We start from the raw sequence: 22445 nt of genomic DNA, 5'->3' as shown, positions 1-22445 counted from the left end.
GTCATAAAAGAGGATGTTATGGCAAAAGAAGTATTAAGAATTGAAAATCTTAAGCAGCACTTTGTTTCTGGTAAAGGGCTGTTCAAGAAAGGCTACACCATCAAAGCGGTAGACGGGGTTTCACTGTCTGTTTCTGAAGGTGAAACACTGGGACTAGTTGGTGAGTCAGGTTGTGGTAAAAGCACCCTTGGGCGCACGATCTTAAAGTTATACGAGCCAACGGAAGGTAAGATTTTCTTTGAAGGTAAAGACATCACTAAACTGTCTGTCAAAGAGATGCGATCGCTGCGTAAAGACATGCAAATCGTCTTTCAAGACCCAATGGAATCACTCAATCAGCGTCATACCATCGGTATGATTCTAGAAGAACCGTTTGTTATTCATAAAATCGGTACGCCAGCCGAGCGCAAACAGTGGGTAAAAGAGCTTTTAATCAAAGTGGGCTTGCCAGAAACGGCAGTCAACCGCTATCCACATGAGTTTTCAGGCGGCCAACGTCAGCGTATCGGTATTGCTCGCGCGATAGCATTGAAGCCTAAATTACTGATTTGTGATGAATCGGTATCTGCGTTAGATGTGTCGGTACAGGCACAAATCTTGAACCTATTACTACAACTGCAACAAGAGATGAACTTGGCGATCATCTTTATCTCTCACGATCTCTCTGTGGTGAAACACGTCTCTGACAAAGTTGCCGTGATGTATTTTGGTAAAGTGGTAGAAGCAGGCAGCGCGAAAGAAATTTATGCAAACCCGCAAAACGAGTACACCAAGAAACTCCTATCTGCGATTCCGATCACCCACCCTAAATATCGGAAGAAAAAGCGCCTGGCTGAAAAAAAGCAGCAAGTGGCGTAAGTGATGCCACAGGTCCTATAACACAAAAACGCTCCGCCAAATAAGCGGAGCATTTTTATAGGTCTATGTTAGGTCTTGGTGTTGATTGACGCCTGAGTATTATGATTGATTGAAGATCGTTGCATGCTAAACTCAAGGCCTATCTTCTTTGTCTGGATAATGGACCATGCCGTCGAATTTACCGAAATCCTTTAGTCGACCGTTCCTGAAAATCTTCCATATTTTGGAGGCGGTATTATTAGTCTCTATTACCTTGGCGACGCTGTACGCCATGATGCAAGAGTTTGTACACGTATTTGTCGAGAAGCGTGTCTTACTCACGGATATTCTTTTGATGTTTATCTATCTGGAAGTGCTCGCCATGGTGCAGCAGTTCGTGATGAACGGAAAAATTCCGGTACGCTATCCTATCTATATCGCGATGATGGCGATCGCCCGCTATATCACACTCGGAATGAAAGAACTGGATGCGGTTTTGGTTGTGTGGTTATCTCTGGCAGCGTTTATCTTAGCTGCGGCAACGTTGCTCATCAGAGTCGGGCATCATTATTGGCCCTACGTTGATAACAGAACCTTGGAAAAAGATGAATAAAAGAAAGCCCCGTACTAGCGGGGCTTTTTTGTTTCAATACTCGATGACTTTTAGATCATTCAATATTTTGGATCTGCTCGCAGAATAGCATTGATAATGCCCTTTAAATCAATGCTTTCAATAAATTATGGTGAGTAACCCATATTTGTTACTCACCGATATACTCACCAAAAAAATTTTGGTTAACTTACTGATGTTGCATCCACAGCAGCAGATCGGAGAGTAACCAAGACTTGGTTGTACCAACTTGCTTGGCTGTCGGAACTTGACCTTTTCGGCTTAGTCGCCACCATGTGGTGTTGCTGACCGAGGTGATCTGCTTGCGCTCAGCTTCTCTCACTAGGCGCTCAGATTCACCGTATACACTCAAAATCTCCGCTCTTTGTGCAAGAGTAGGTTCAGTATAATTCATTTTACTTCTCCTCTTCCACGCGATGGGACATCAACCAAGCATCGAGATCATCACGCTTGAAGTACAGCTTGCGGCTTAGTTTGTAGTGCGGGATCTGCTTAGCATGGGTCAGCTTGTATATGTACTTAACTGACAGACCTGTGTATTGGGCGGTCTCTTCAGCACTAAGAAACTGCTTCTGCGATGTTATCAAGGTGCGGAGTTCTTCTGTGGCGGTTTTGATATCTGCCAGCAGCGCTTTAGCTTCCGCTCGTTCCTTTTGGGAAATGGGAAAGTGGGAAATCATGCCTCACCTCCTTGTTGGAACTGGCTGAAATCAATGTTGATATTTAGGTCCTTTGCGATCTGGCGGGGAAATAGTTTGAAATGCCTTTCTGCTTTCCCTGAGATGCTACTTTTAAATGTGCCTCGTGATGGCTCGTTAGTCTGAAGCCAGCCTTGCTTTTTTAATATCATGGCGGCTTGAATAATTTGATGATCAAATTCGAGTTTTAGGCCAGTTTTAAAAGCATCACGGCGGACATGCCAACTCAATTCATGACCACTCAGTTTCCACCATCCGACCTTAGTCTCCGCACCTTGTGGTTTGATTGAATACTGGTTCTTTGGAAGAAATTTGCGCAGTTGCTCGCGAATATGTCGTTCCTCGTAATCAAATTCTTCGCTGTAGTTGGCTAGCCATGCTTCAAAGACTTTACCGGCCTCATATTTTACTGATCCTTTTTCCCAAGGGAGAGTGCTCAGTTCGATAGCGAGTTCACCGACAGCAGCAAGGAATGCAAAGCGATCCAAAGCAAAAGAGATTTGGTTACTTGGATTAATCTGAAGATCTTGAATCCAAGCTTGGGAAATCTGTTTTACATGTTTGAGTAGTTTATTCTTTAAATCCGAAATCGCAGAGACCTGATTCAAAAATGGCTGTAAAGCGGTTCCATATTGCTCTGATGTTACATCAGCAATCCGTTCAGCGAATTCTTTTGGCGATTTAGATCCATGTAAGTTTTCAAATACACCAAATGTTTTAAACAGAGGAATCTCGAAAAAGCGCATAAGTTGGCCTGCTTGTGGCTTTTCATTCGACTTTGCTAGTTTTTGCTCCAGACTAATTTCACCGGTTGATAGACCAATCAAGCTCCAGAAATCCTGTGGTCTGTTAGCTAGTTTTTTCTCGCTACGGAGCTTGGATACTCCATTTCCTAATTGATAGATAGATTCAGACACCTCGTCAGGTTTAGCTTGGTTAAATTCATCAAGTAGCACTAGCATGCCGTTTCTGTTTGTAGCTCGACGTTCAAGGCCAACATCAGTACTTTTCCATGTGTCTCGATATTGAAAATCAGAATAAACGGATGCTGATAAACGTATTAATGTTGTTTTGCCATTTTTTGATGAACCCATCAGATGAATTAAGAATGAGTCCCAACCAAGTTTTTCGAGTAATGGTGCTGCAAATGCTGCACACAAAGCGACCATCATCAATGCATTACCTTGGCATAGTGCAGCGACGGAATCTTGCCATTCAAAAAACGTTCCATTGGAGTTAAGCTTTTCTGGCGTATCACCCGTGTACATAACCTCCTGTTCTCCAAATCCAGCGACCCAGCTTGGTGTGACAAATTGGCCAAAAAACCAACCAGTTTTCTCTACGGTTACTACTGTTTTATCTGGATTTTCAGACATAAGGTAGTCGAGAATAAAGTGCCAGTACTTTGCTTTGTGGTGAATAAACAAACCAGTATCAGCTAATGCTTGAAGCATGCTTTTACCACCGTCAGCCAAAATATCTCTCATTTTGAAAACGCGCTCGTGAGCATTTCCTGAGCGAGATGTCCACTGCAAAAGCACTCCGAAGTCTTTCATAAAGGTTGGATCATAGGTAAAGGCTTTCACATGGGTTGGCCCTGCGATTAGTATTGGATCCTTATCTTTTTCTTCTAGTATCAAGCCAACTTTCTTGGCTATAACGTTCTGGTTCATAAAAATTCCTATTCAATAAATAGGCCGCGGCGCTATAGTTTTCAAATGTTTTCAGTTCATTTTGTCGACACCGTTATGGTATTTCAGAGGCTTGATTTTTTAGCGCTCTGAAGTTGCCCCCAGAGGGCCATTTGGCCGTTATTTTTGTAGATTTTTCCTGTTTTACTTTCACATGTGAAAGTCATGGCGCAGTGCTGAAATAAATTGAAAAAACAGAAGAGGGGAATAAAAAAACTGTTGTAGTAAGTGTACCGCTTTCGAACTGTGCCGCTCTATCGGTACAGTTTCCGCTGCATTCACTGTACTGATAGAGCAAGTTAGAGTTATTTTGAGTACGGGAAGAGGGTTAACACGAATTTCATCCTGCCGCTAATAATTTCATTTCAAGTTGTATTTTTTCTCATCGCGAGGAGTTTGTGATAAAATCTTGTTCCTCATAACTTCATCTATATGGATAGAAACTATGATTCGATGCCATCTTGCTCGTTTGATGGGAGAGCGTAAGTTGCGTATTGCTGATGTTGTCCGTGAGACGGGCCTTAGTCGTAATACAGTAACGCTCCTCTACAAAGAAACCGCTCAAAAAGTGGACTTGGAAACGATAGAACGTTTGTGTGTTCTTTTTGATTGCAGTGTGGGTGAGCTATTGGAACGGGATCACGCTTAAGCATAAGTTTTATCTTGGCTTTAGTACCAGAAATTAAGTAAGGATACGGAAGGTAAAATGCAGACAACATCAAGCTTTGCTTTTCTGAAAGAACACGATCCACTTTTTGTTGAACTAGCCTCCTGCGCGGAGCGCGTTTTTTCAAGCGATCCAAATACAACGTTAATCAAATTAAGGCAGCTAGGGGAAGCTCTAGCACAGCACATTGCCGTACTTATTGGTGTTGAATTTGATGAGAAAACTACCCAAGCAGATCTAATATATCGTCTTAATCGCGAATTGAAGCTCGAGCCTGTTGTTCGTGAACTTTTCCATACCCTCCGCATCGAAGGTAACAAAGCGACTCATAAGTTTAGAACTCAACATCGAGAAGCTCTCGACGGCCTTAAAGTCGCTAGAGCACTCGCTATCTGGTTTCATCAATCTTTTAGCAAGCAAGGCTCAAGTTTTAAACCCGGGCCATTCCTTCCACCTTTAGATCCTAGTAGCCAACTGCGTCAACTCCAGTCTGAAATTGAGAAACTGAAAACGGATCTCACCAATGCCAATGTAGAGTTAGATTCCAGCAAACAACTGAATGACTTAATCAAGCAAGAAAAAGTAGAGTTTGAAGCGTTGGCTTTAGCGATGGATGAAGAGTCCAAACAACTTGCTGAGCTCGCCAAAGAGCACGAGTTAGCGTTAGCCGAACAGAAAAAAGAATATGAGTCTAAGCTGCTGGCCCTCCAGAAGAAGCTAGAGTTGCAAGATGAAAAAGCCTCGGCAGCTCAGAAACAAAAAGTAAGCGCTAATGCGCGTAGAGCAAGCCAGCACATTGTATTAAGCGAAGAGTTAACGCGTATTCTGATTGACCAACAACTCTCGGAAGCTGGTTGGGCCGCTGATAGCCAAGAGCAAACATACCAAAACGGCGCTCGTCCAGAAAAAGGCGTTAATAAAGCGATTGCAGAATGGCCAACAAAATACAATGGTGAAGGCGGCAGAGCAGACTACGTATTGTTCCATGGTCTGATACCAATCGCCGTGGTAGAAGCAAAAAAAGAAAATACAAATGTCGCGGGTAAGATTCCTCAAGCAGAGCGCTATAGCAAAGGTTTTCAGCTCGAGGGTCAAATGCAAGGTGCGTGGGAAGTTGAAGGACAAACGGTGGCATGGCCAGACGAGCTCGATGACCACTACAAAGTACCATTCGTCTACTCCTGCAATGGGCGCCCATATCTCCCACAGCTTAAGGAGCAGTCTGGTACCTGGTTTCGTGATGTGCGTGACTTTAGTAATACTAAGCGTGCTTTACAGCAGTTCCACACTCCTGATGGTTTAATGGACTTGTTGAAACGGAGTAAACAAGAGGCGGAGCACGCCTTGCAGAAAGAAGGGTTTGCGTATCTAAAGTTGCGCGACTACCAAGAAAAAGCGATTACGGCGGTAGAAAACACGTTAGCAAAAAATATTCGTAGTGCGTTACTTGCGATGGCTACGGGGACGGGAAAAACTCGTACCATCATTGGCTTGATGTATCGCTTTTTAAAGGCGGAGCGTTTTAAGCGTATTTTGTTCCTTGTCGATAGAACTGCTTTGGGTCAACAAGCGATAGATTCATTCAACGAAGCACCACTGGAGCAAAACCAGACCTTGTCCAAGATCTACAACGTTGCAGAGCTAGGTGATATGGCTGCGGAAGCGGAAACGAGGGTACAGGTTGCGACGGTGCAGGCCATGGTCAAGCGTATATTCATGTCAGATAACCCACCGTCAGTGGATCAGTTTGACTGTATCATTGTTGACGAAGCTCACCGAGGCTACACCCTAGATCAAGAAATGACTGAAGGAGAGTTGGTCACTCGTGATAGCAGTCAGTATCTCTCAAGTTACCGCCGAGTACTCGATTACTTTGATGCCGTTAAAATTGGCTTAACCGCCACACCAGCAAAGCATACCAGTGACATATTTGGTAAGCCCGTTTACACCTACTCCTATCGCGAAGCGGTCGCAGATGACTGGCTGATTGATCATGAGCCGCCAATTCGTTACGAAACCTTGTTGACCCAGAATGGCATTGCCTTTGAAAAAGGCTCACAAGTGTCTGCGATCAACACCCAAACAGGTGAGGTTGAATCATCAGAACTGGAAGATGAGCTTAAGTTTGAGGTTGATGCGTTTAACCGCAGAGTGATCAATGAGAACTTTAATCGAGTCATCTGTGAGCAACTGGTACAGGAACTTGATCCATTTGGTGACGAAAAAACCATGATCTTCTGTGCGACTGACCTGCATGCCGATATGGTGAAGCGTCTGTTGGACACTGCATTTAAAGAACTTTACAACGGTGAATATAATCAGGCAGCAGTGGCTAAGATTACTGGCCAAAGTGACAAAGTCGATAAGCTCATTCGCCAATACAAGAATGAACGTTATCCGAACATTGCCATTACCGTAGATTTGCTGACGACAGGCATAGACGTTCCCAAAATAGCTAACCTTGTTTTTCTTCGTCGCGTAAAATCACGCATTCTATATGAGCAGATGATTGGGCGTGCTACTCGCCGTTGTGACGAGATCGGTAAAACCGTATTTCGGATTTATGACCCCGTCGATATTTATGCAGCGTTGAGCGAGGTCAACACCATGAAGCCTTTGGTGAAAGATCCGAATGTCACTATTGAGCAGTTAGTGGATGAGCTGACGGACCCCGAAACGTTGGATAAAGCGCTAAATAGTCCTGGTGAGCAACAAGGTGAATCGCACGCGGACGTCATTCTTAGCCAACTGAGCCAAAAGCTGATGCGAGTGTTGCGTAAGGCCGAGAAAAAATCTGAATCAAACCCAAAGCTGAAAGAGAAGCTAGGGGAATTACAGGAGCTATGGGGAGTTGAACCTAAATTGCTGCACAAACACTTGCATCAGTTGGGGCCCAAACAGGCGGCGCAGTTTGTAACTCAGCAAAGCGGCCTACTGAATCAACTGGCGGAAGTGTCATTGCTGATTGGCAGTGAGCGTAAACCTGTGCTCTCCAACCATGAAGATGAAATACGAGAGCGCACTCAAAGCTATGGTGCTTACCAACGCCCTGAAGATTATCTCGATAGTTTTAACCAGTTCATTAAAGAACAGTTAAATCAATCTGCTGCGCTAGCGGTAGTGGTCAATAAGCCAAGAGACTTAACGCGAGAGCAGCTTAAAGAAGTGCGCTTACTTCTTGATGGAGCGGGTTACGCCGAAGCGAAACTACAAAGTGCAGTGCGTAACCAAACCAACCAAGACATTGCGGCCAGTATCATCGGACACATTCGCCGTGCGGCTTTTGGTGAACCATTATTACCATTTGAGCAGCGTGTTGCTCAGGCGATGGACCGGATTTATACCAATCATCAGTGGACTACAGCACAGCGAAAATGGCTTGACCGGCTTGCCAAACAACTTGTACATGAAGTCATTGTTGACCGTGAGTTCGTCAACCAACGTTTTGCTGATCATGGTGGGGCCAAGCAATTGGATAAAATATTAGTGAATCAGCTAGATACCGTGCTGGCTGAGTTAAGTGAAGCGATGTGGCCTACTCAGGTAGCGAGCTAAACCCGAAACAAATTGAGTGCCTCCGCCAAATGTCATGGCGTAAGCAGGCAAAATAGGAAGTAAGATGACTAACGATAATATCGTACAAAAATTGTGGAACCTTTGTGATGTGCTGCGCGATGACGGTATCAACTACTCCGACTATGTAACTGAACTAGTACTGCTACTATTCATTAAGATGGTGCACGAGAATACTGAAGCCGAAACATTGGACAAGCATATTTTGCCTGAAGGTTGTCGTTGGACGGATTTGAACAACAAGTCAGGCATTAATTTGCTCAACCATTATAAGCAAATGTTGCTCGACCTCTCTCAAGACACCGACCCGCTTATCAGTGCGATTTATGCCGATGCACAAACCCGCTTACGCGAGCCTCGCCATCTAGAACAACTTGTTAAGTCACTCGATCAGATTAAAGATTGGTTTAGCAATGAAAAAGATGGCCTTGGCAACCTATACGAAGGCTTACTACAAAAGAACGCTAATGAAACTAAATCTGGTGCAGGGCAATACTTCACACCAAGAAGCCTGATTGATTCTATGGTGCGCTGCATCAAACCTCAGCCAGGAGAAGTGATTCAAGACCCTGCAGCAGGCACGGCAGGCTTCTTGATTGCTGCTGATCGCTACATGAAAGGTCAGACTGATGACTATTTCGACCTCGATGCAAAGCAGCAGGCGTTCCAAAAGAACAAAGCATTTATTGGTGTGGAACTTGTACCGTCGACTCGTCGCCTAGCATTAATGAACTGTTTGCTGCATGGCATGGAAGGTGATGATGAAGGCGTGGTTCACTTAGGTAACGCGTTAGGTCAAGTCGGAGCTAACTTAGAAAAAGCAGATGTGATTCTGGCCAACCCACCATTTGGTACCAGCAAAGGTGGTGAGGCGTCGATTACCCGCGATGATTTGACCTACCCAACGAGCAACAAACAACTGGCGTTCCTGCAGCATATCTATCGCAATTTGAAGCCGGGCGGACGCGCTGCGGTTGTGTTGCCTGATAACGTGTTATTTGAATCAGGTGTAGGTACGGATGTTCGTCGGGACCTGATGAACAAATGTAATCTCCACACTATTCTGCGACTACCAACCGGTATTTTCTACGCTCAAGGCGTTAAAACCAATGTGCTCTTTTTCACTAAGGGCAGCGCAAAGGACAAGTTGCAAGAAGAAAACTGTACAGAGAATGTTTGGTTATACGATCTTCGAACCAATATGCCTAGCTTTGGTAAGCGCAATCCATTTAATGAAAGCCACCTTGCGCCTTTTGAAAAGGTCTATGGTGAGGATGCCAATGGCCAAAGCCCGCGCCAAGAGGGGGAATGGTCATTCGATGCGTTTGAAATTGAAGTCGACAAGTCCGCTAGCGAAGAAAACCAAAACGTTGATAACGATTTGGCGCATAGCCGTTGGCGTTGCTTTAGCCGTGATTGGATTCGTCAAAGCAAAGGCGATTCTCTTGATATTAGCTGGCTAAAAGACAAGGACAGTGTCGATGCCTCAAGCCTTCCTGAGCCTAGTGTGTTGGCAAAAGAAGCCAAGCAACAATTGAATGATGCTTTGGCTGAGATTGACAACTTGCTTGCAGAACTTGGTGGAGATTAACTGATGTCCCTAGGTTTGATTGGAAACAATATTCCAAAGCATTGGAAATCACCTCTTTTAGTGGATTTGGTTACTCCAAAGCAATGGAAGACAATCCCAACTAAAAATTTAATTGAAAAAGGCTACGTAGTATACGGTGCCAATGGAAAAATTGGTTTTTACAGCGAGTACACGCATGAAAAGCCAACTCTTATGATAACTTGCCGTGGTGCAACATGTGGCAATCTGCACATCTCTGAGCCGTGCTCTTACATAAATGGCAATGCGATGGCTTTAGATAGTCAACCTACTGATCTAGTTAGCTTGGAGTTTTTATTTTATGCACTTAAAGCTCGCGGGCTAGAAGACACTATTTCTGGTTCAGCTCAGCCTCAAATTACTGGAAAGGGGCTTCAAGAGGTAGGCGTACCGCTTCCCCCTCTAGCTGAACAAAAAGTCATCACAGTAAAGATTGATGCTTTACTTGCACAGGTAGAAGTGACCAAAGCTCGACTAGAAAGCACGCTTGAAACGCTCAAGCAGTTCCGTCAATCGGTGTTGGCTGCAGCAGTGAGTGGAAAATTAACGGAAGGTTGGCGTGACCGAAAGGAGTTTGCAGCAGCGAAACCGATAAGCTCAATTGCCAAGGATATACGCTACGGAACCTCTAAAAAATGTTCTCCAGAACAGATAGGTACTCCAGTCCTGCGAATTCCAAATATAACTAATGGCAAAATATCTTTGGATGATTTGAAGTATGCGAAGTTTGATGAAAAAGAGCTAGCAAAGTTATCGTTGAAAAGCGGAGACTTGCTGCTCATACGCTCCAACGGTAGTGTTGATCTAGTGGGTAAGAATGCTGTTATCTCTCAAGATGATGAGCACTGCTTATTTGCTGGTTATTTGATTCGAGTGCGTCTGGATTCCAGCCTTGTGGATAGTCACTATGTGTCTTTCTGTCTAAATAGCCCTCAATTAAGGCAAGTTATTGAAGTTAATGCCAGATCAACCTCAGGTGTAAATAATATCAATAGCAAAGAACTAGCTGCGTTAGAAATCCCGTTACCTCAGCTCAAAGAGCAGCAAGAAATTGTCCGTCGCGTAGAAAAACTATTTGCTGGCGCAGATGCTACCGAACAACAAGTTAATCAAGCATTAGAACGGGTCAATAACCTTACTCAATCGATCCTTGCCAAGGCTTTTCGTGGTGAGTTGACCGAGCAATGGCGCAAAGAAAACCCAGAACTCATCTCCGGTGATAACTCTGCAGAAGCACTGCTGAAAAAGATTAAAGCAGAGCGAGCGGCTACAAAGCCTAAGCGCAAAGCAAGGACAACTAGCGCATGACCCCGAGTGTTGAAAATCAGTCACAACCAAAAGAGCAAGAGGCGCTGATTGGTCAAAAGCGCGGTTTTAGTGACTTTGTGGTTTATGTCGATGAAAGTGGCGACCATAGCCTGACATCAATCGATCAGGATTACCCTGTCTTCGTGTTGGCGTTTTGCATTTTCTATAAGGGGCACTATCTATCTAATGTTGTGCCCCAGCTTCAACAGCTTAAGTTTGACTACTTTGGCCACGATTTAGTGATTTTACATGAGCATGAAATCCGCAAAGAGAAAGGCGATTTCACCACTTTCAAGAATCGATCAGACAAAAATCAATTCCTAGGTCGTTTAAGTGAAATCATCGACGGCAGCAACTTTATTCTTGCTTCCTGTGTGATTGAGAAGAACAAGATACGCAACCCTGAAGAGATGGGTAACCCTTACCACATTGCTCTCAAGCACTGCTTAGAAACCTTGTATGACCTGGTAACCGAGAAGGGGCAACAAGAGCTTGAGACTCATGTCATTGTAGAGTGTCGAGGCAAGAAAGAAGACAACGAACTAGAGCTTGAGTTTCGCCGCATCTGTGATGGTGAAAACAAGTATCAGCGAGATTTGCCTTTTAAGATACGCATGGCATCGAAAACCTCTAATTCGGCTGGGTTACAGTTGGCAGATTTAGTGGCGAGACCTATCGGTAGGCATGTACTCAACCCAGCTCAGGCAAACCAAGCATTCGATATCTTGCAGAAGAAGTTTTACTGTGAGGGTGGCAGGTGTGCTGTTGGTCAAGGCTATGACCAGTGGGGACTAAAGCATTTTCCATAGTATTTTTATGAGGTTATTTCAAATTTGCTAACCTCCAGATAGCGAAAAACCTCGATGATACTCACCGAGGTTCCAACGCCGACCGGGCACTCCCAATCCACTTGCGCTTAGTATAGTGGACAGCCCAGAAAAAATTCAAGCACTATATTACCACATTGCGTGGTAAATCATTTTCCCCATAAGCGTGGGGTGATGGCGCAAGCGTATAGGATAACACTCGTGAAGTTACTCTCGTTAAAACTGAACGGCCAGTACAAAGGGCTTAAAGATCAGTATTTTGATTTCTCTCGAACTCAGGGAAACATAGTCGCATTAATCGGTCTTAACGGTTCTGGTAAGTCCCAGTTACTTGAGTTAGTGGCGGAAATATTTGGCTACTTAGAGCGTGATTTACGCAAAGATTATAAATGTCGCAATTGGTTCCCATCACTAGCTATCGAAATTTGTTATGCCAACCAGCCCTATGACTCAGAAGGTCAAGTTAACCGTTATTCTGTCAACATTAATGAGCACGGTATCGTAACTGCCTATTGCGATGACATATTGATTGATCTAGGTAGTGACGAAAACTCAGGGATAGAAGAACAGATTTTACCAAGCCAAGTTATTGGTTATTCATCAGGTCTCAACGAAAATTTGCAGCGGGCTTTCTTGAAGAACACGGTGCAATTCTTAGACGTAATGAATGTTCGGCGTGCGTGGGAGCGACGACTCTCTTCGATCAATCAATCTCGAGATGAAAGAGGGAAGTACCTAACCGAAGGGGATATAGATTTAATTGGTGAGAAATTTTCAGAGGCATATGATTACTATCAAACTCGACACCCATCAATATTTCCCCCCTTACCGCAAGGCTCAACAATAGTAGACCTTACCAATATTGGTTTGAGGGCAACCCCCCTACCACGTCTTAAATATTTTGACCAAGACACAACAACCTTGATGTTGGCAAGCATGGGAATGTTGCCAGGAGAAGTGCAGTTAGATATTTGGCAAGGCAAACAGCGCTTCAACAAAATTCATTCCGTTAAGTTTCGTTATGATCTGCGCAAGTTTACATATGATACGGGTGCACTGTTGGACATCGCTAAATTGATTGACATTTTAGCGGATTTGTCATCTTGTAGCTTTCAGCCGTTGCCAAGCGTGAGTAAAACATCAGAAGAGTTCTTTGACCAGTTCGAGTTGGACTACTTAGCGGGTGAACTCACGATTGACTTTAGCGACCATCGTGTGCGAGATGTTTTGGAAAGCAGCTTTTTTACTTCACAAGTGTTGTTTGAAAAGCTCTACCGCTTACATCTACTGGCTGCAGACTTTTGGAAGGGTGAAACCAAACGAGAGCTTAGACAAGATAATTTCGACCGTTCAGCAAAAAGGCCACAAAAGTGGAAATCGCCCATTAATGTTCTATCGCTAAAGTTGACGGATGGTCACCAGTATATTGAATTTGATGACTTATCCGATGGTGAAGCTCAGCTGATTCAGATTTTATCCATGGCTCATATCTACAAAGATAGCAGGGCACTGTTTTTACTTGATGAGCCAGAAACCCACCTAAATCCATCCTGGCGCACGTACTTCCACTCTTTTGTAGAAGGTGTTGTAGGCGAAGATAATGAGAAAGGTCAGCTATTCATATCTACCCACTCACCATTCATGGTGTCATCGCTGAAGCGGGAAGATGTAATGCTCTTTGAGAGAACTGATAACGGTTTGATTCAAATGAAACCAGTGGATAGCCAGACATACGGTGCATCATTTGAAGTGTTGATCAAAAACCACTTTGGTTTGCGCTCCCTTATCTCGCAGACGGTTGTCGAAGCTGTAAAAGAATTTCTACCTAAGGATGAGCGTCCTGAGTCACTAGCTGCTGCACGTGAGTGGATTGAGGAAAATCTTGGTGACTCGATGGAAAAAGCCTACTTGCTAAGGAAGTTGCAAAGCTAATGTTGTTTCCATTGAATCCCAATACCCCTCAGTGCCGTGTTTTTGAGGTACTAAATAGTGAGCTTTTGCATTTCTTAGAGGCAGCTGTTCAGGCGAACAGCTTCAATCAAGATCTGTTTTCTCAGTACCAACATGACGGTCAACAAACAATAAGTGTCTGTTGGAGCAATAAGGCTACGAAAGAAAAGTTTGAAGCGCTATGGCTTGCTTTAGAGCCTTTAGAACAACAGACTCGACGTGAATTATTTGAACTTGTTCAAAACTCCCAAGATATCACAGTGTATTTTGATGATTTAGCTGCTCCACTACCAGAGTTAGAGGATAGCTTATTTGAAGTGTTTAAGTCTCTGACATCCCATTTATTCACTCGGACTAAAGATTTATCTGGAGCAAAGCAACAGGCTGATAGTTCGATAGAGCAACACTTTCAAGAGTTTAGGCGTGAAAACAATAATTCCCAATTGTGCTTTTTATGTGGTACCTCACTACTGTCGCAAGATAGAACAAACTTAGATGATGATGAGCAATGGCGAGCCGATTACGACCATGTGCTTTGCAAAGATAAATACCCGATTTACACGGCTCACCCTGGAAACTTCATCCCTACTTGCCATATCTGTAACAGTAAGGCAAAAGGGGCGAAGAACGTACTTGTCGGTTCTCAAGAACAACGCCGAACGGCTTTTTATCCCTTGCCACCATCACAAGAGTCATGCCATCAGTATGCTTGTATAGAGCCTAGTTTTAGAGGGTTAGCTGAACTGCATGGTGGAGATTGGCAGGACCCAATAGCCTCGGCTCCAGTTACGTTTCCCACTGCGCCCGCTGAGATCGCTGTCAAAATCAGTGTTTGGAAAGAGGTTTATCAAGTTCCTAGCCGAGTTGAAGAGCATGTTATAACCCACTTCTGTGAACGGGTAGCCTCGGACTTGATGCCACAGGACTTCAATGATTTTTGCAACCAGTTAAACCGGCATACCCAGCGGTTTCCCTTGGATGTTAAGAAAGCTGAGTGGCGGTTTTGGTGGTATCGAGTTTATGAATTCTTAGCTAATAAAGATCAGGGATATTTGCGTGATGTTTGGTCACTGATTGAATGGAAGCAAACAGTCGCTAATGATGGTGATCTGTTAGCGGAGTTTGGTTTTTAGCAAACTCCCCTTGGAGGGGAAGTTTCACATGTGAAAGTGCAGGTAAAGGTCCCAAAACTTATTGGCTAGCTTAACGGTAAGTCCCATTGCGCTTGAAGGCTACGTATCGTAGTCCCAAATAATAGGGAAATTATCGCCACTTGTCCCATTAGAGGTAACGGCTATTTTCATGGAAAACGAAGCGAAGAGTCCCAAAAAAGATAGTTATCTGGAAAGGAATTGGAAAGGTCCGGTTATTACTATTAGAAAAAGCTATTTTCTTAGGTGCCTTGGATGAATTGAGTCACAGCTGTTTAGACATCCACCCTGAGTTCAGATTTCCTAAAGCTCTAGTCCCAAATAATTTGCACTTTCGACACATCGCGCCCTGGAAGGGCAATTTCCGAGTCGGTGTTCTTTTAGCTAGTGCGGTAACTTGGTGTTGATCCAAAACACAGGAGAAACGCCATGGATTTTATAGAAAAAAATGAAGTTGCCCGTGACTGGCATCGTACGATTCAAACCATGCAAGTAGTTCATGAAGATAAGTTGTTTGAGCTTGCGCTCAAGCAGTCCACTGAGTTCGCTACTAGCATTCAAGAAATTGCTCAGGTCGAGGGCTATCGTCTTGAGTGTATTGCCAACATTTATTGTAATCACTTTTGGCGACACAATAAGCAGTACCGCAACCGTAGCGATGTGAAAATGGGTACTTATGGATGCCGCGCTAGAATTAAAGAAAATAAATTTGAAGCAGTATGGTTCAAAAATAAGTTTCTCAGCGAAACTGAAATTAAGAATGTAAGTCACCCTGAATATACTGTTAGGTCGCAACATTTTCCAAAGGGGAAAGGATTACGCTATCCCCAGAGAACATTTAAGTATGCGCGAGATTGGGAGCTACCAATAATTAACATGACGGAAGATGCTTTCGAAATTATTAGAGATCTCCGAAAGCATGCAAATCAGCTTCGTTGTAAGGCTGAGGCATATCAAAATCGCCTCAACAAGCTTCGTCAGCATTTCGATGAAAGTGTAGCGAAGGAATAAATTGCACCGGCATAACAAAGATTAAATAGATCAATTGGTTATTGATTTTTAATAAAGCCTCATCTAGCTTTTGGGTGAGGCTTTTCTTTCCTTGAGTCTGGGGTTGCATTTTAAAATTCGATGATACGCTGGTAGTAAAAAGGAGGATATGCCAGTGATGAAGTTAAAAGTTCAGTCAGTATCTGCCAGCCATAACGCAGTCAGCGTTGCTTGGTTCGTTGGGTTGTCGAGATATGGGATAGTTGATGTGGAAATTGGGCGAATTGAGAACCGTGTAGCTATTGCAGAGTTAACAGCAGTACGCTCTTTGCTCTGGGACTGTCAGGTCTTCGGACATCGTCCTGGTAGCGGTAAAGGTCTTGAGATAGGGTTTCCGCATGTGACCTTTCAGTCTTTGGAGCAGTGCTCAAGTGATGAGTTGCTGCGAGCGAGTCAGTATTTAAAGACGTGGCTGGGTGGCGTGAAACTCAAACCAGATGAAATTGTCGGTGTTGCTGCTTCTACTGAACAGATACCTGTGATCCAGCCATATCATTCACCTCAGCCCGTGTTTGATTCACCAGTTTTGGGACCAGTGGCAATCAGTCGCCATGCCATACAGCGTTACCAAGAGCGCTTTCGTCACGGTTACACGAAATCTCCCTGGTTGAGCCTACAACGTCAACTTTGCAACCCTGAGCTTCGTCAAGCGAGACTCTCAGATCGTACACGATTTCAGAAACTGCTGAAGTACGGTGACGACGGCAGTCAAATCTGGCACCACCCCACGGGAGATCTATATTTCTTGCTAGTGCCACAGGAGACTCACTGGCTGGTAGTCACTGTTTTTTCCCAGTTGAGTCACTCTATGGCTGAGGAGGTAGCATGATTCTGAAGATGCATACCGTTTCTGATGAAGTGTCTGCAAAGCACCCTGGTTGCACAGGTTTTGAGCCACATGCTTTCACAGAAAAAGACGCGAAGACAACCGTTCACCGTGATTGGCTCTGGCCGCTAAAACTAATGGTGAAATGGATTCTTTTTGTGGTGCTGTTGTTTTCCTTGCCCAGCCCAATTTCATTTTTGACTGTTTTGTTCACTGCATCTTATTACGTGAACAAGCTACATCGACGTTATGGCAGGTCAAGAAGGGGGCGAAGGTTCGCTGGACATGGACAAATGTCGATGCGAGATGGTTCGTTATCTGGGTTATCAAGTTCAGGAGTATACCGAGCTGGATTGGTCAGTGCAGCGAGTGCAGAATTGATGCCTGATATCGCAGATTCCAGTTCTGATTCGAGCCCCTCATTTTGGTGTGGTTATATCAATCCAGCAAGCGGTCTTCCCATGGTGGAAAACTCCTGCATTGATATCGGCGGTAATGTGTTTGGGAATGACAGCATGACTAGCATTGATACTGGTTTTGACTGTGGTGGTATTAGATGCGATCCCTTTGATTCAACGATTTAAGGAGGCTGTATGGATTTGCTTTGGTATTGGCTCGCGGGGCTGATGTTGGCAATAGCTGCTGTTGGATGTGTCTACTGGTATGCCGCATATCAGGCAAAGCGGGGTGGGAGTAACAAGGAGGGGTAGTTTTCCCGATTTCCCACGTTTCCCAATTTCCCTGTGAATTTAGGATTTACTTGAGGTGTGGGGCTGGTTGCTAGCTAACTTTTGAATTAGTGTGCTTTTTTCTTCTTCTGAGAGATTTTCTATAAGGCATAGAAGTTCAGCTGTCTTTGGTGAATCACAGAAAAAGAACGCAATGGGTACGTTTAGTTCTTCTGCCATTTTTCTTAACGTGTTGATATCAGGCGTATGGCGGCCTTTCTCATAATGGTTCATGCGTCCACTCGCCACACTTGGGTCCATACCAATACGAATACCGAGCGTTTTTTGGCTGATGCCTGCTCGCGTTCTTGCCTCTTTAAGGCGTGTTGGTAGGGGGCTTGGGGTTGGCAAATCACATTCATCGACAATCTCTAGATGCTTAGATCTTCTAAGTTTTTTATGATTCTGTATACTTAGGATATCTAAGCTTTGTGGTTGATGGAATAGTCATGGAGAGCAAAAATGCCTAGTAAGTTTGCACTTAAAAGAAAAACGAGAAGTGGTGTACCGTTGAAAGTCCTCAGTGTATGTTTATCGGTAGGTTTATCTGCCCAAGCATATGCTGTGCCTAGTTATGAGCTCACATATGGTGACTGGAAGCAGATGTGCGGTCAGCCTAACCAAGCGTGCAACTTTTTCCTAAAAGGTTTTTTGCAATCAGCCTCTTTTTGGACTCAGTGGGTTGAAGATGCGGCGTTACTTCGCCCTGATCTTAAAAGAGCAAATGATGTCGTGCGTTGGGTCAGTATGCCTCAAGATAATGGTCAGCTTTGCTTACCAAGAAACATTCAGTTTGAATCAGTAAGATCTCATGTCGATCGATCCCTTGAGCTGCTGTATCGAGAACAGCCTGATTTTACTCCAGGGCCCAGTACATTGCTTACAGGGCCTGGTTTAAGGGTAAATCTGTATGATGCATTTAAGAATGCGTACCCTTGTCGATCACAGTAAGTGGCATATACGATCTGCAACCTTCTGGTGTGCTTCTCGTCGCTCCTCCAGAAAATCGTGGCGGTTGTAGATGCCTTCAACCCCTTTGAGTTTGTGATTTAGACACCTTTCAGCCACTTGACCATCAATGCCCTCGGCTGAAGCCAGTGTTCTGAAGGTACGACGCAGGTCATGGACAACAAAGTAATCAACCCCTTCCATTTTATTTTTGGTTGGCCTCTCTTTGTCACGACCAAACAGATATTTAATAGCGGTGGTTATTGTATCTGAGCCCATGTATGGATTTTTGCTCCTCCTTCTACTCGGAAATACATAATCGGAATCAAGAGCTCTGATTTTGAGTTCTTGCAGCCATTCCACAGCTTGGCGAGGAAGTGGGATAGTTAATGGTATGCCATTTTTGGTTCTCTCTTTGGGGAGCTCCCAGATCCCATTATCTAAATCAAACTCATCCCAAGGCGCTTGGCAGAGCTCGCTATTTCTGACGCCTAGCACTAGATATAAGCAGCAAGCTAGATAGTTTTCTCGTGTAAAGCTTACATTGTTCTCTCTGAACACTCGAAACACAGTTGCTATCTCGTCTTCGGTCAAAACACGCTCTCGACTTTTTTCAACACCTCCTGCGTCGTTGACACGAAAAGCTGCTGCCGGGTTGAACTGTGTGAGGTCGAGTTTGTTTGCATGTCGAAAAAGCTGTTTCATGTACATCAAGGTGTCATTTGCGATGCTTTTGCGGCCACTATCTACGACGCGCTTGATTACTTCTCTTACATCAAGAGCAGTGACTTGATCGATTCTTATTTTGCCCATCACTGGGTGGATTTCTTTGGTGTAGATACGCTTGGGGATGTTGGCGTGTTGCAGTCTTACTTGAAGATCGTTTTTATACCAATCATCGAACAGTTGCTCGACGGTTTCTATACCTGACCATTGACGGCGTTGACGTTCGGCCAGTGGATTTATGCCTTGTTTAATGAGCTTTCGCTGCTGGAAGGCGGCATCGCGTGCGTCAGCAAGGGATAGTTCTGGGTAGGACCCAGTGTCATTTCTGGACGACTGCCGTTGATTGAAAATCGCAAGATCCAAAACGGTTCTCCAGATGCGGGTACAACGAAGTACAGGCCATTACCGTCTGCGGTTTTGCGTGGTTCATCTTTGGCTAAAGCGGCGACTTTACGTGCATTGAGCTTGCCCATAGTGTTCTCCTTGTCATGGAAAGTTACTCACCATTTAAGGGCATACTAGATCAATCCTACTCACCACTAAACTCACCAGTTGGTTGAAAACAGAGGCCAAGACCTGAAATCTTCTGAAAACAAAAAAGCCCCTATTTACAGGGGCTTGGTAAGCTTAAGTAAGCTCAAAAAGACTCAAAATACCTTATTCAATATTTTGGATCTGCTCACGCATCTGTTCGATCAGAACTTTCAGTTCAACGCCCGATGCGGTGATGTCGGTGCTGATGGATTTCGACGCTAGCGTGTTCGATTCACGGTTGAACTCTTGCATCATGAAGTCCAGACGACGACCCACTGCGCCACCTTTTTTCAGAATGTTTGTGGTTTCTTTTACGTGAGAGTCCAAGCGATCGAGCTCTTCAGCAACATCCGATTTTTGCGCTAGCAAAATCAACTCTTGCTCGATACGAGACGGATCCAGTTCCACTTTAGCGTCTTCGAACTTCGAGAATAGTCGCTCACGTTGCCATTCTAAAATTTCTGGCATGCGCGCACGCACTTTTACGACTTCTGCAGAAATGGCGTTCAAACGCTGTTCAATCAGCGCTTTCATGTTCTCGCCTTCACGAGCACGCGCTTCAATAAACTCATCCATTGCGCCATCAAACGCTTCTAGTAGCACTTTATTTACCGCATCCATGTCTTGCTCTGGCGTTTCCATTACCCCCGGCCATTGCATGACTTGAAATGGATTGATTCGGCTCAGTTCACCAGTCATGTGCATGACTTGTTCAGCGGCCTTAATTACCTGGCTAGCAAGCGCTTCGTTGATGCTAAGCTCACCTTTTGCAGCAGGGTTTGCTTCAAAACGCAGATTACATTCCACTTTGCCTCGCGCTAAGCGCTTACGAAAACGCTCGCGTAAAACGGGCTCTAATCCACGAAATTGTTCTGGCATGCGGAAGTATGTTTCTAAATAACGCTGGTTCACGCTGCGGATTTCCCATACCGCAGAACCCCAGTCGCCTTTTACTTCTTTGCGTGCATACGCTGTCATACTGTAAATCATCGAATTTTCCTGTCTTCATTTTTTGAAAATTACTTCAAGAGTGTATCACGCTGCGTCGATAGGTGCGCGGGATGTATGGATTGTTTATGTTGTGCCAGCGGCGTAACCTATGAATCCGGAATCGATTCCGTTATAATCTTCGCCCAACCAAATCGTCTTCTCCTCATATTTAAGGTAGATGCCCATGCGTCCAAACGATCGCAAGGCGGATCAAGTTCGCCCTATCAAAATTACTCGTAACTACACAGCTTACGCTGAAGGGTCAGTGCTAGTTGAGTTCGGTAACACCAAAGTGTTGTGTAATGCGACCGTCGAAGAATCTGTGCCACGTTGGCTAAAAGGTCAAGGTAAAGGCTGGGTTACAGCTGAATACGGCATGCTACCTCGAGCAACACATTCTCGTACTCGTCGTGAAGCGGCAAGCGGCAAACAAGGTGGCCGTACGATGGAAATTCAGCGTCTTATCGCGCGAAGCCTACGTGCCGTTGTCGATCTAAAAGCCATGGGTGAGTTCATGATCACCGTTGACTGTGACGTTATCCAAGCTGACGGTGGTACGCGTACTGCATCGATCAGCGGCGCAAGTGTTGCAATGGCCGATGCGTTCCAACACCTAGTGGATAGCGGTAAGCTAAAAGCGAATCCAATGAAAGGCCACGTAGCGGCAGTTTCAGTTGGTTTGCTAGGCGATGAAGTATTGTGTGATCTTGAGTACGTTGAAGATTCAGCGGCAGACACAGACATGAACGTTGTAATGACCGAAGAAGGTAAGATGATTGAAATTCAGGGCACCGCAGAAGGTGAACCGTTCAGTCACGAACAGCTGATGGCATTGCTCGAGTCGGCGAAAATCGGCATTACGGAAATTGTCGCAGCGCAGAAGGCGGCGTTAGCCAATTGATTTAGATAGCTCCCATTATGGGGGCTATTTTTTTATCTCGACAATAGAGAAATGAATGATTGTCGAGAAGAGACACAAGAAACCAAGGACATAGAGAGAAAATAATGAAAGCATACCAGCGTGAGTTTATTGAGTTTGCACTTGAGAAAGAAGTTCTTAAGTTTGGTGAGTTTACTTTGAAATCTGGCCGTAAAAGCCCGTACTTCTTTAACGCTGGTCTTTTCAATACTGGTCGTGATCTCGCACGTCTAGGCCGTTTTTACGCAGCCGCGCTCGCTGATTCTGGCATTGAATTCGATGTACTGTTTGGCCCTGCGTACAAAGGTATTCCTATTGCAACGACAACGGCAGTCGCGCTGGCGGATCACCACGATATCGACACGCCTTACTGCTTCAACCGTAAAGAAGCGAAAGATCACGGCGAAGGCGGTAACCTTGTAGGCTCTGCGCTTGAAGGTCGAATCATGCTAGTGGATGACGTAATCACAGCAGGTACTGCGATTCGTGAATCGATGGAAATCATTCAAGCAAATGGCGCAGACCTTGCTGGTGTACTGGTTGCTATCGACCGCCAAGAGAAGGGCAAGGGCGAGCTTTCTGCGATTCAAGAAGTTGAGCGTGACTTTGGTTGTGCCGTGATTTCAATTGTAAGTTTGGGTGATCTTGTGACTTACTTAGAAGAGAAAGGTGACGCTGCTGAGCACTTGGAAGCAGTTAAAGCCTATCGCTCGGAATACGGCATTTAATTTGTTATTTTTCTGAAAAAGTAAAAAGGGCAGATGGATATCCATCTGCCCTTT

General features: G+C 44.6%; 22 protein-coding genes. 15 read left to right on the top strand and 7 right to left on the bottom strand.

Features of this window, described 5'->3' with window-relative positions; all coding sequences use genetic code 11:
• Nucleotides 1-18 precede the first annotated feature (18 nt).
• Together L3V32_RS16515 and L3V32_RS16510 are read left to right on the top strand one after the other, a co-directional pair.
• Complete coding sequence (locus tag L3V32_RS16515; RefSeq protein WP_005394930.1) at nt 19-858, top strand: ABC transporter ATP-binding protein; 840 nt, start codon at nt 19-21, stop codon at nt 856-858.
• A gap of 166 nt (nt 859-1024) precedes the next feature.
• Nucleotides 1025-1450, top strand: coding sequence for a phosphate-starvation-inducible protein PsiE (locus L3V32_RS16510; protein WP_012841209.1), 426 nt, complete (start codon nt 1025-1027; stop codon nt 1448-1450).
• A gap of 187 nt (nt 1451-1637) precedes the next feature.
• Here the strand turns inward: L3V32_RS16510 and L3V32_RS16505 are convergent, their stop codons facing one another.
• Genes L3V32_RS16505 through L3V32_RS16495 form a run of 3 tightly spaced genes read right to left on the bottom strand, consistent with a single transcriptional unit; the run spans nt 1638 to nt 3839 of the window.
• A complete protein-coding gene (locus L3V32_RS16505; RefSeq protein WP_237284735.1) occupies nt 1638-1862 on the bottom strand; it encodes a hypothetical protein in 225 nt (74 codons plus the stop codon).
• 1 nt (nt 1863) lies between these two features.
• Nucleotides 1864-2148 (bottom strand): helix-turn-helix domain-containing protein, encoded by a 285-nt coding sequence (locus L3V32_RS16500; protein WP_225490974.1) that lies wholly within the window; start codon nt 2146-2148, stop codon nt 1864-1866.
• Nucleotides 2145-3839, bottom strand: coding sequence for a DUF927 domain-containing protein (locus tag L3V32_RS16495; RefSeq protein ID WP_237284734.1), 1695 nt, complete (start codon nt 3837-3839; stop codon nt 2145-2147). Before L3V32_RS16495 ends, L3V32_RS16500 begins: the two co-directional genes overlap by 4 nt.
• Nucleotides 3840-4302: 463 nt before the next feature.
• Here L3V32_RS16495 and L3V32_RS16490 point away from each other — a divergent pair, with 463 nt between their 5' ends.
• From L3V32_RS16490 to L3V32_RS16445, 10 genes are all read left to right on the top strand, one after another.
• Nucleotides 4303-4506, top strand: a complete 204-nt coding sequence (locus L3V32_RS16490) for a helix-turn-helix transcriptional regulator (protein ID WP_072605390.1) — start codon at nt 4303-4305, stop codon at nt 4504-4506.
• A gap of 57 nt (nt 4507-4563) precedes the next feature.
• The gene (hsdR, locus tag L3V32_RS16485) at nt 4564-8079 is read left to right on the top strand and encodes a type I restriction-modification system endonuclease (RefSeq protein WP_237284733.1); all 3516 of its coding nucleotides are present in this window, start codon (nt 4564-4566) and stop codon (nt 8077-8079) included.
• Between the two features lie 64 nt (nt 8080-8143).
• A complete protein-coding gene (locus L3V32_RS16480; protein WP_276441610.1) occupies nt 8144-9688 on the top strand; it encodes a type I restriction-modification system subunit M in 1545 nt (514 codons plus the stop codon).
• A gap of 3 nt (nt 9689-9691) precedes the next feature.
• Nucleotides 9692-11014, top strand: coding sequence for a restriction endonuclease subunit S (locus L3V32_RS16475; RefSeq protein ID WP_237284732.1), 1323 nt, complete (start codon nt 9692-9694; stop codon nt 11012-11014).
• A complete protein-coding gene (locus tag L3V32_RS16470; RefSeq protein WP_237284731.1) occupies nt 11011-11823 on the top strand; it encodes a DUF3800 domain-containing protein in 813 nt (270 codons plus the stop codon). Before L3V32_RS16475 ends, L3V32_RS16470 begins: the two co-directional genes overlap by 4 nt.
• A 219-nt stretch (nt 11824-12042) precedes the next feature.
• On the top strand, nt 12043-13773 hold the full coding sequence (locus tag L3V32_RS26235; protein WP_237284730.1) for an AAA family ATPase: 1731 nt from the start codon (nt 12043-12045) through the stop codon (nt 13771-13773).
• Nucleotides 13773-14924, top strand: a complete 1152-nt coding sequence (locus L3V32_RS16460; protein WP_072605381.1) for a hypothetical protein — start codon at nt 13773-13775, stop codon at nt 14922-14924. The genes L3V32_RS26235 and L3V32_RS16460 overlap by 1 nt, the downstream gene beginning before the upstream one ends.
• A 447-nt stretch (nt 14925-15371) precedes the next feature.
• Nucleotides 15372-15953 (top strand): conjugative transfer protein MobI(A/C), encoded by a 582-nt coding sequence (gene mobI / locus L3V32_RS16455; protein WP_237284729.1) that lies wholly within the window; start codon nt 15372-15374, stop codon nt 15951-15953.
• Between the two features lie 157 nt (nt 15954-16110).
• Nucleotides 16111-16821 carry a hypothetical protein gene (locus L3V32_RS16450; protein ID WP_237284782.1) on the top strand — a complete coding sequence of 237 codons (711 nt, stop codon included), beginning with the start codon at nt 16111-16113 and terminating at the stop codon, nt 16819-16821.
• Nucleotides 16818-17402 carry a hypothetical protein gene (locus L3V32_RS16445; RefSeq protein WP_237284728.1) on the top strand — a complete coding sequence of 195 codons (585 nt, stop codon included), beginning with the start codon at nt 16818-16820 and terminating at the stop codon, nt 17400-17402. Before L3V32_RS16450 ends, L3V32_RS16445 begins: the two co-directional genes overlap by 4 nt.
• Before the next feature lie 165 nt (nt 17403-17567).
• On the opposite strand, the gene L3V32_RS16440 is transcribed toward L3V32_RS16445, so the two are convergent.
• Nucleotides 17568-17897, bottom strand: a complete 330-nt coding sequence (locus L3V32_RS16440; protein ID WP_001143087.1) for a helix-turn-helix domain-containing protein — start codon at nt 17895-17897, stop codon at nt 17568-17570.
• A 111-nt stretch (nt 17898-18008) separates the two neighbouring features.
• Here L3V32_RS16440 and L3V32_RS16435 point away from each other — a divergent pair, with 111 nt between their 5' ends.
• Complete coding sequence (locus tag L3V32_RS16435; RefSeq protein ID WP_079325070.1) at nt 18009-18497, top strand: hypothetical protein; 489 nt, start codon at nt 18009-18011, stop codon at nt 18495-18497.
• On the opposite strand, the gene L3V32_RS16430 is transcribed toward L3V32_RS16435, so the two are convergent.
• From L3V32_RS16430 to L3V32_RS16425, 3 genes are all read right to left on the bottom strand, one after another.
• Nucleotides 18489-19571, bottom strand: a complete 1083-nt coding sequence (locus L3V32_RS16430; RefSeq protein WP_374269998.1) for a tyrosine-type recombinase/integrase — start codon at nt 19569-19571, stop codon at nt 18489-18491. The genes L3V32_RS16435 and L3V32_RS16430 overlap by 9 nt on opposite strands.
• Nucleotides 19457-19693: an Arm DNA-binding domain-containing protein gene (locus tag L3V32_RS26325; RefSeq protein ID WP_374269942.1), complete on the bottom strand. Its 237-nt coding sequence runs from the start codon at nt 19691-19693 to the stop codon at nt 19457-19459. Before L3V32_RS26325 ends, L3V32_RS16430 begins: the two co-directional genes overlap by 115 nt.
• A gap of 184 nt (nt 19694-19877) precedes the next feature.
• Nucleotides 19878-20744, bottom strand: a complete 867-nt coding sequence (locus L3V32_RS16425; protein ID WP_046874112.1) for a YicC/YloC family endoribonuclease — start codon at nt 20742-20744, stop codon at nt 19878-19880.
• A gap of 184 nt (nt 20745-20928) precedes the next feature.
• Here L3V32_RS16425 and rph point away from each other — a divergent pair, with 184 nt between their 5' ends.
• Nucleotides 20929-21645 carry a ribonuclease PH gene (rph, locus tag L3V32_RS16420; protein ID WP_104971148.1) on the top strand — a complete coding sequence of 239 codons (717 nt, stop codon included), beginning with the start codon at nt 20929-20931 and terminating at the stop codon, nt 21643-21645.
• Nucleotides 21646-21749: 104 nt separating this feature from the next.
• Nucleotides 21750-22391, top strand: a complete 642-nt coding sequence (gene pyrE, locus L3V32_RS16415) for an orotate phosphoribosyltransferase (protein WP_005395770.1) — start codon at nt 21750-21752, stop codon at nt 22389-22391.
• The last annotated feature ends 54 nt before the right edge of the window (nt 22392-22445 follow it).

Origin of the sequence: Vibrio sp. J2-4 (assembly GCF_021728155.1) — a bacterium.
GTDB classification, from domain to species: domain Bacteria; phylum Pseudomonadota; class Gammaproteobacteria; order Enterobacterales; family Vibrionaceae; genus Vibrio; species Vibrio diabolicus.
The sequence above is the reverse complement of the archived record's forward strand: the minus strand, read 5'-3'. Positions and strand labels throughout refer to the sequence as shown.

Coding starts and splice junctions, on each gene's coding strand:
- L3V32_RS16515 (WP_005394930.1), top strand. CDS start 19: ATGGCAAAAGAAGTATTAAGAATTGAAAATCTTAAGCAGCACTTTGTT.
- L3V32_RS16510 (WP_012841209.1), top strand. CDS start 1,025: ATGCCGTCGAATTTACCGAAATCCTTTAGTCGACCGTTCCTGAAAATC.
- L3V32_RS16505 (WP_237284735.1), bottom strand. CDS start 1,862: ATGAATTATACTGAACCTACTCTTGCACAAAGAGCGGAGATTTTGAGT.
- L3V32_RS16500 (WP_225490974.1), bottom strand. CDS start 2,148: ATGATTTCCCACTTTCCCATTTCCCAAAAGGAACGAGCGGAAGCTAAA.
- L3V32_RS16495 (WP_237284734.1), bottom strand. CDS start 3,839: ATGAACCAGAACGTTATAGCCAAGAAAGTTGGCTTGATACTAGAAGAA.
- L3V32_RS16490 (WP_072605390.1), top strand. CDS start 4,303: ATGATTCGATGCCATCTTGCTCGTTTGATGGGAGAGCGTAAGTTGCGT.
- hsdR (WP_237284733.1), top strand. CDS start 4,564: ATGCAGACAACATCAAGCTTTGCTTTTCTGAAAGAACACGATCCACTT.
- L3V32_RS16480 (WP_276441610.1), top strand. CDS start 8,144: ATGACTAACGATAATATCGTACAAAAATTGTGGAACCTTTGTGATGTG.
- L3V32_RS16475 (WP_237284732.1), top strand. CDS start 9,692: ATGTCCCTAGGTTTGATTGGAAACAATATTCCAAAGCATTGGAAATCA.
- L3V32_RS16470 (WP_237284731.1), top strand. CDS start 11,011: ATGACCCCGAGTGTTGAAAATCAGTCACAACCAAAAGAGCAAGAGGCG.
- L3V32_RS16460 (WP_072605381.1), top strand. CDS start 13,773: ATGTTGTTTCCATTGAATCCCAATACCCCTCAGTGCCGTGTTTTTGAG.
- mobI (WP_237284729.1), top strand. CDS start 15,372: ATGGATTTTATAGAAAAAAATGAAGTTGCCCGTGACTGGCATCGTACG.
- L3V32_RS16450 (WP_237284782.1), top strand. CDS start 16,111: ATGAAGTTAAAAGTTCAGTCAGTATCTGCCAGCCATAACGCAGTCAGC.
- L3V32_RS16445 (WP_237284728.1), top strand. CDS start 16,818: ATGATTCTGAAGATGCATACCGTTTCTGATGAAGTGTCTGCAAAGCAC.
- L3V32_RS16435 (WP_079325070.1), top strand. CDS start 18,009: ATGCCTAGTAAGTTTGCACTTAAAAGAAAAACGAGAAGTGGTGTACCG.
- L3V32_RS26325 (WP_374269942.1), bottom strand. CDS start 19,693: ATGGGCAAGCTCAATGCACGTAAAGTCGCCGCTTTAGCCAAAGATGAA.
- L3V32_RS16425 (WP_046874112.1), bottom strand. CDS start 20,744: ATGATTTACAGTATGACAGCGTATGCACGCAAAGAAGTAAAAGGCGAC.
- rph (WP_104971148.1), top strand. CDS start 20,929: ATGCGTCCAAACGATCGCAAGGCGGATCAAGTTCGCCCTATCAAAATT.
- pyrE (WP_005395770.1), top strand. CDS start 21,750: ATGAAAGCATACCAGCGTGAGTTTATTGAGTTTGCACTTGAGAAAGAA.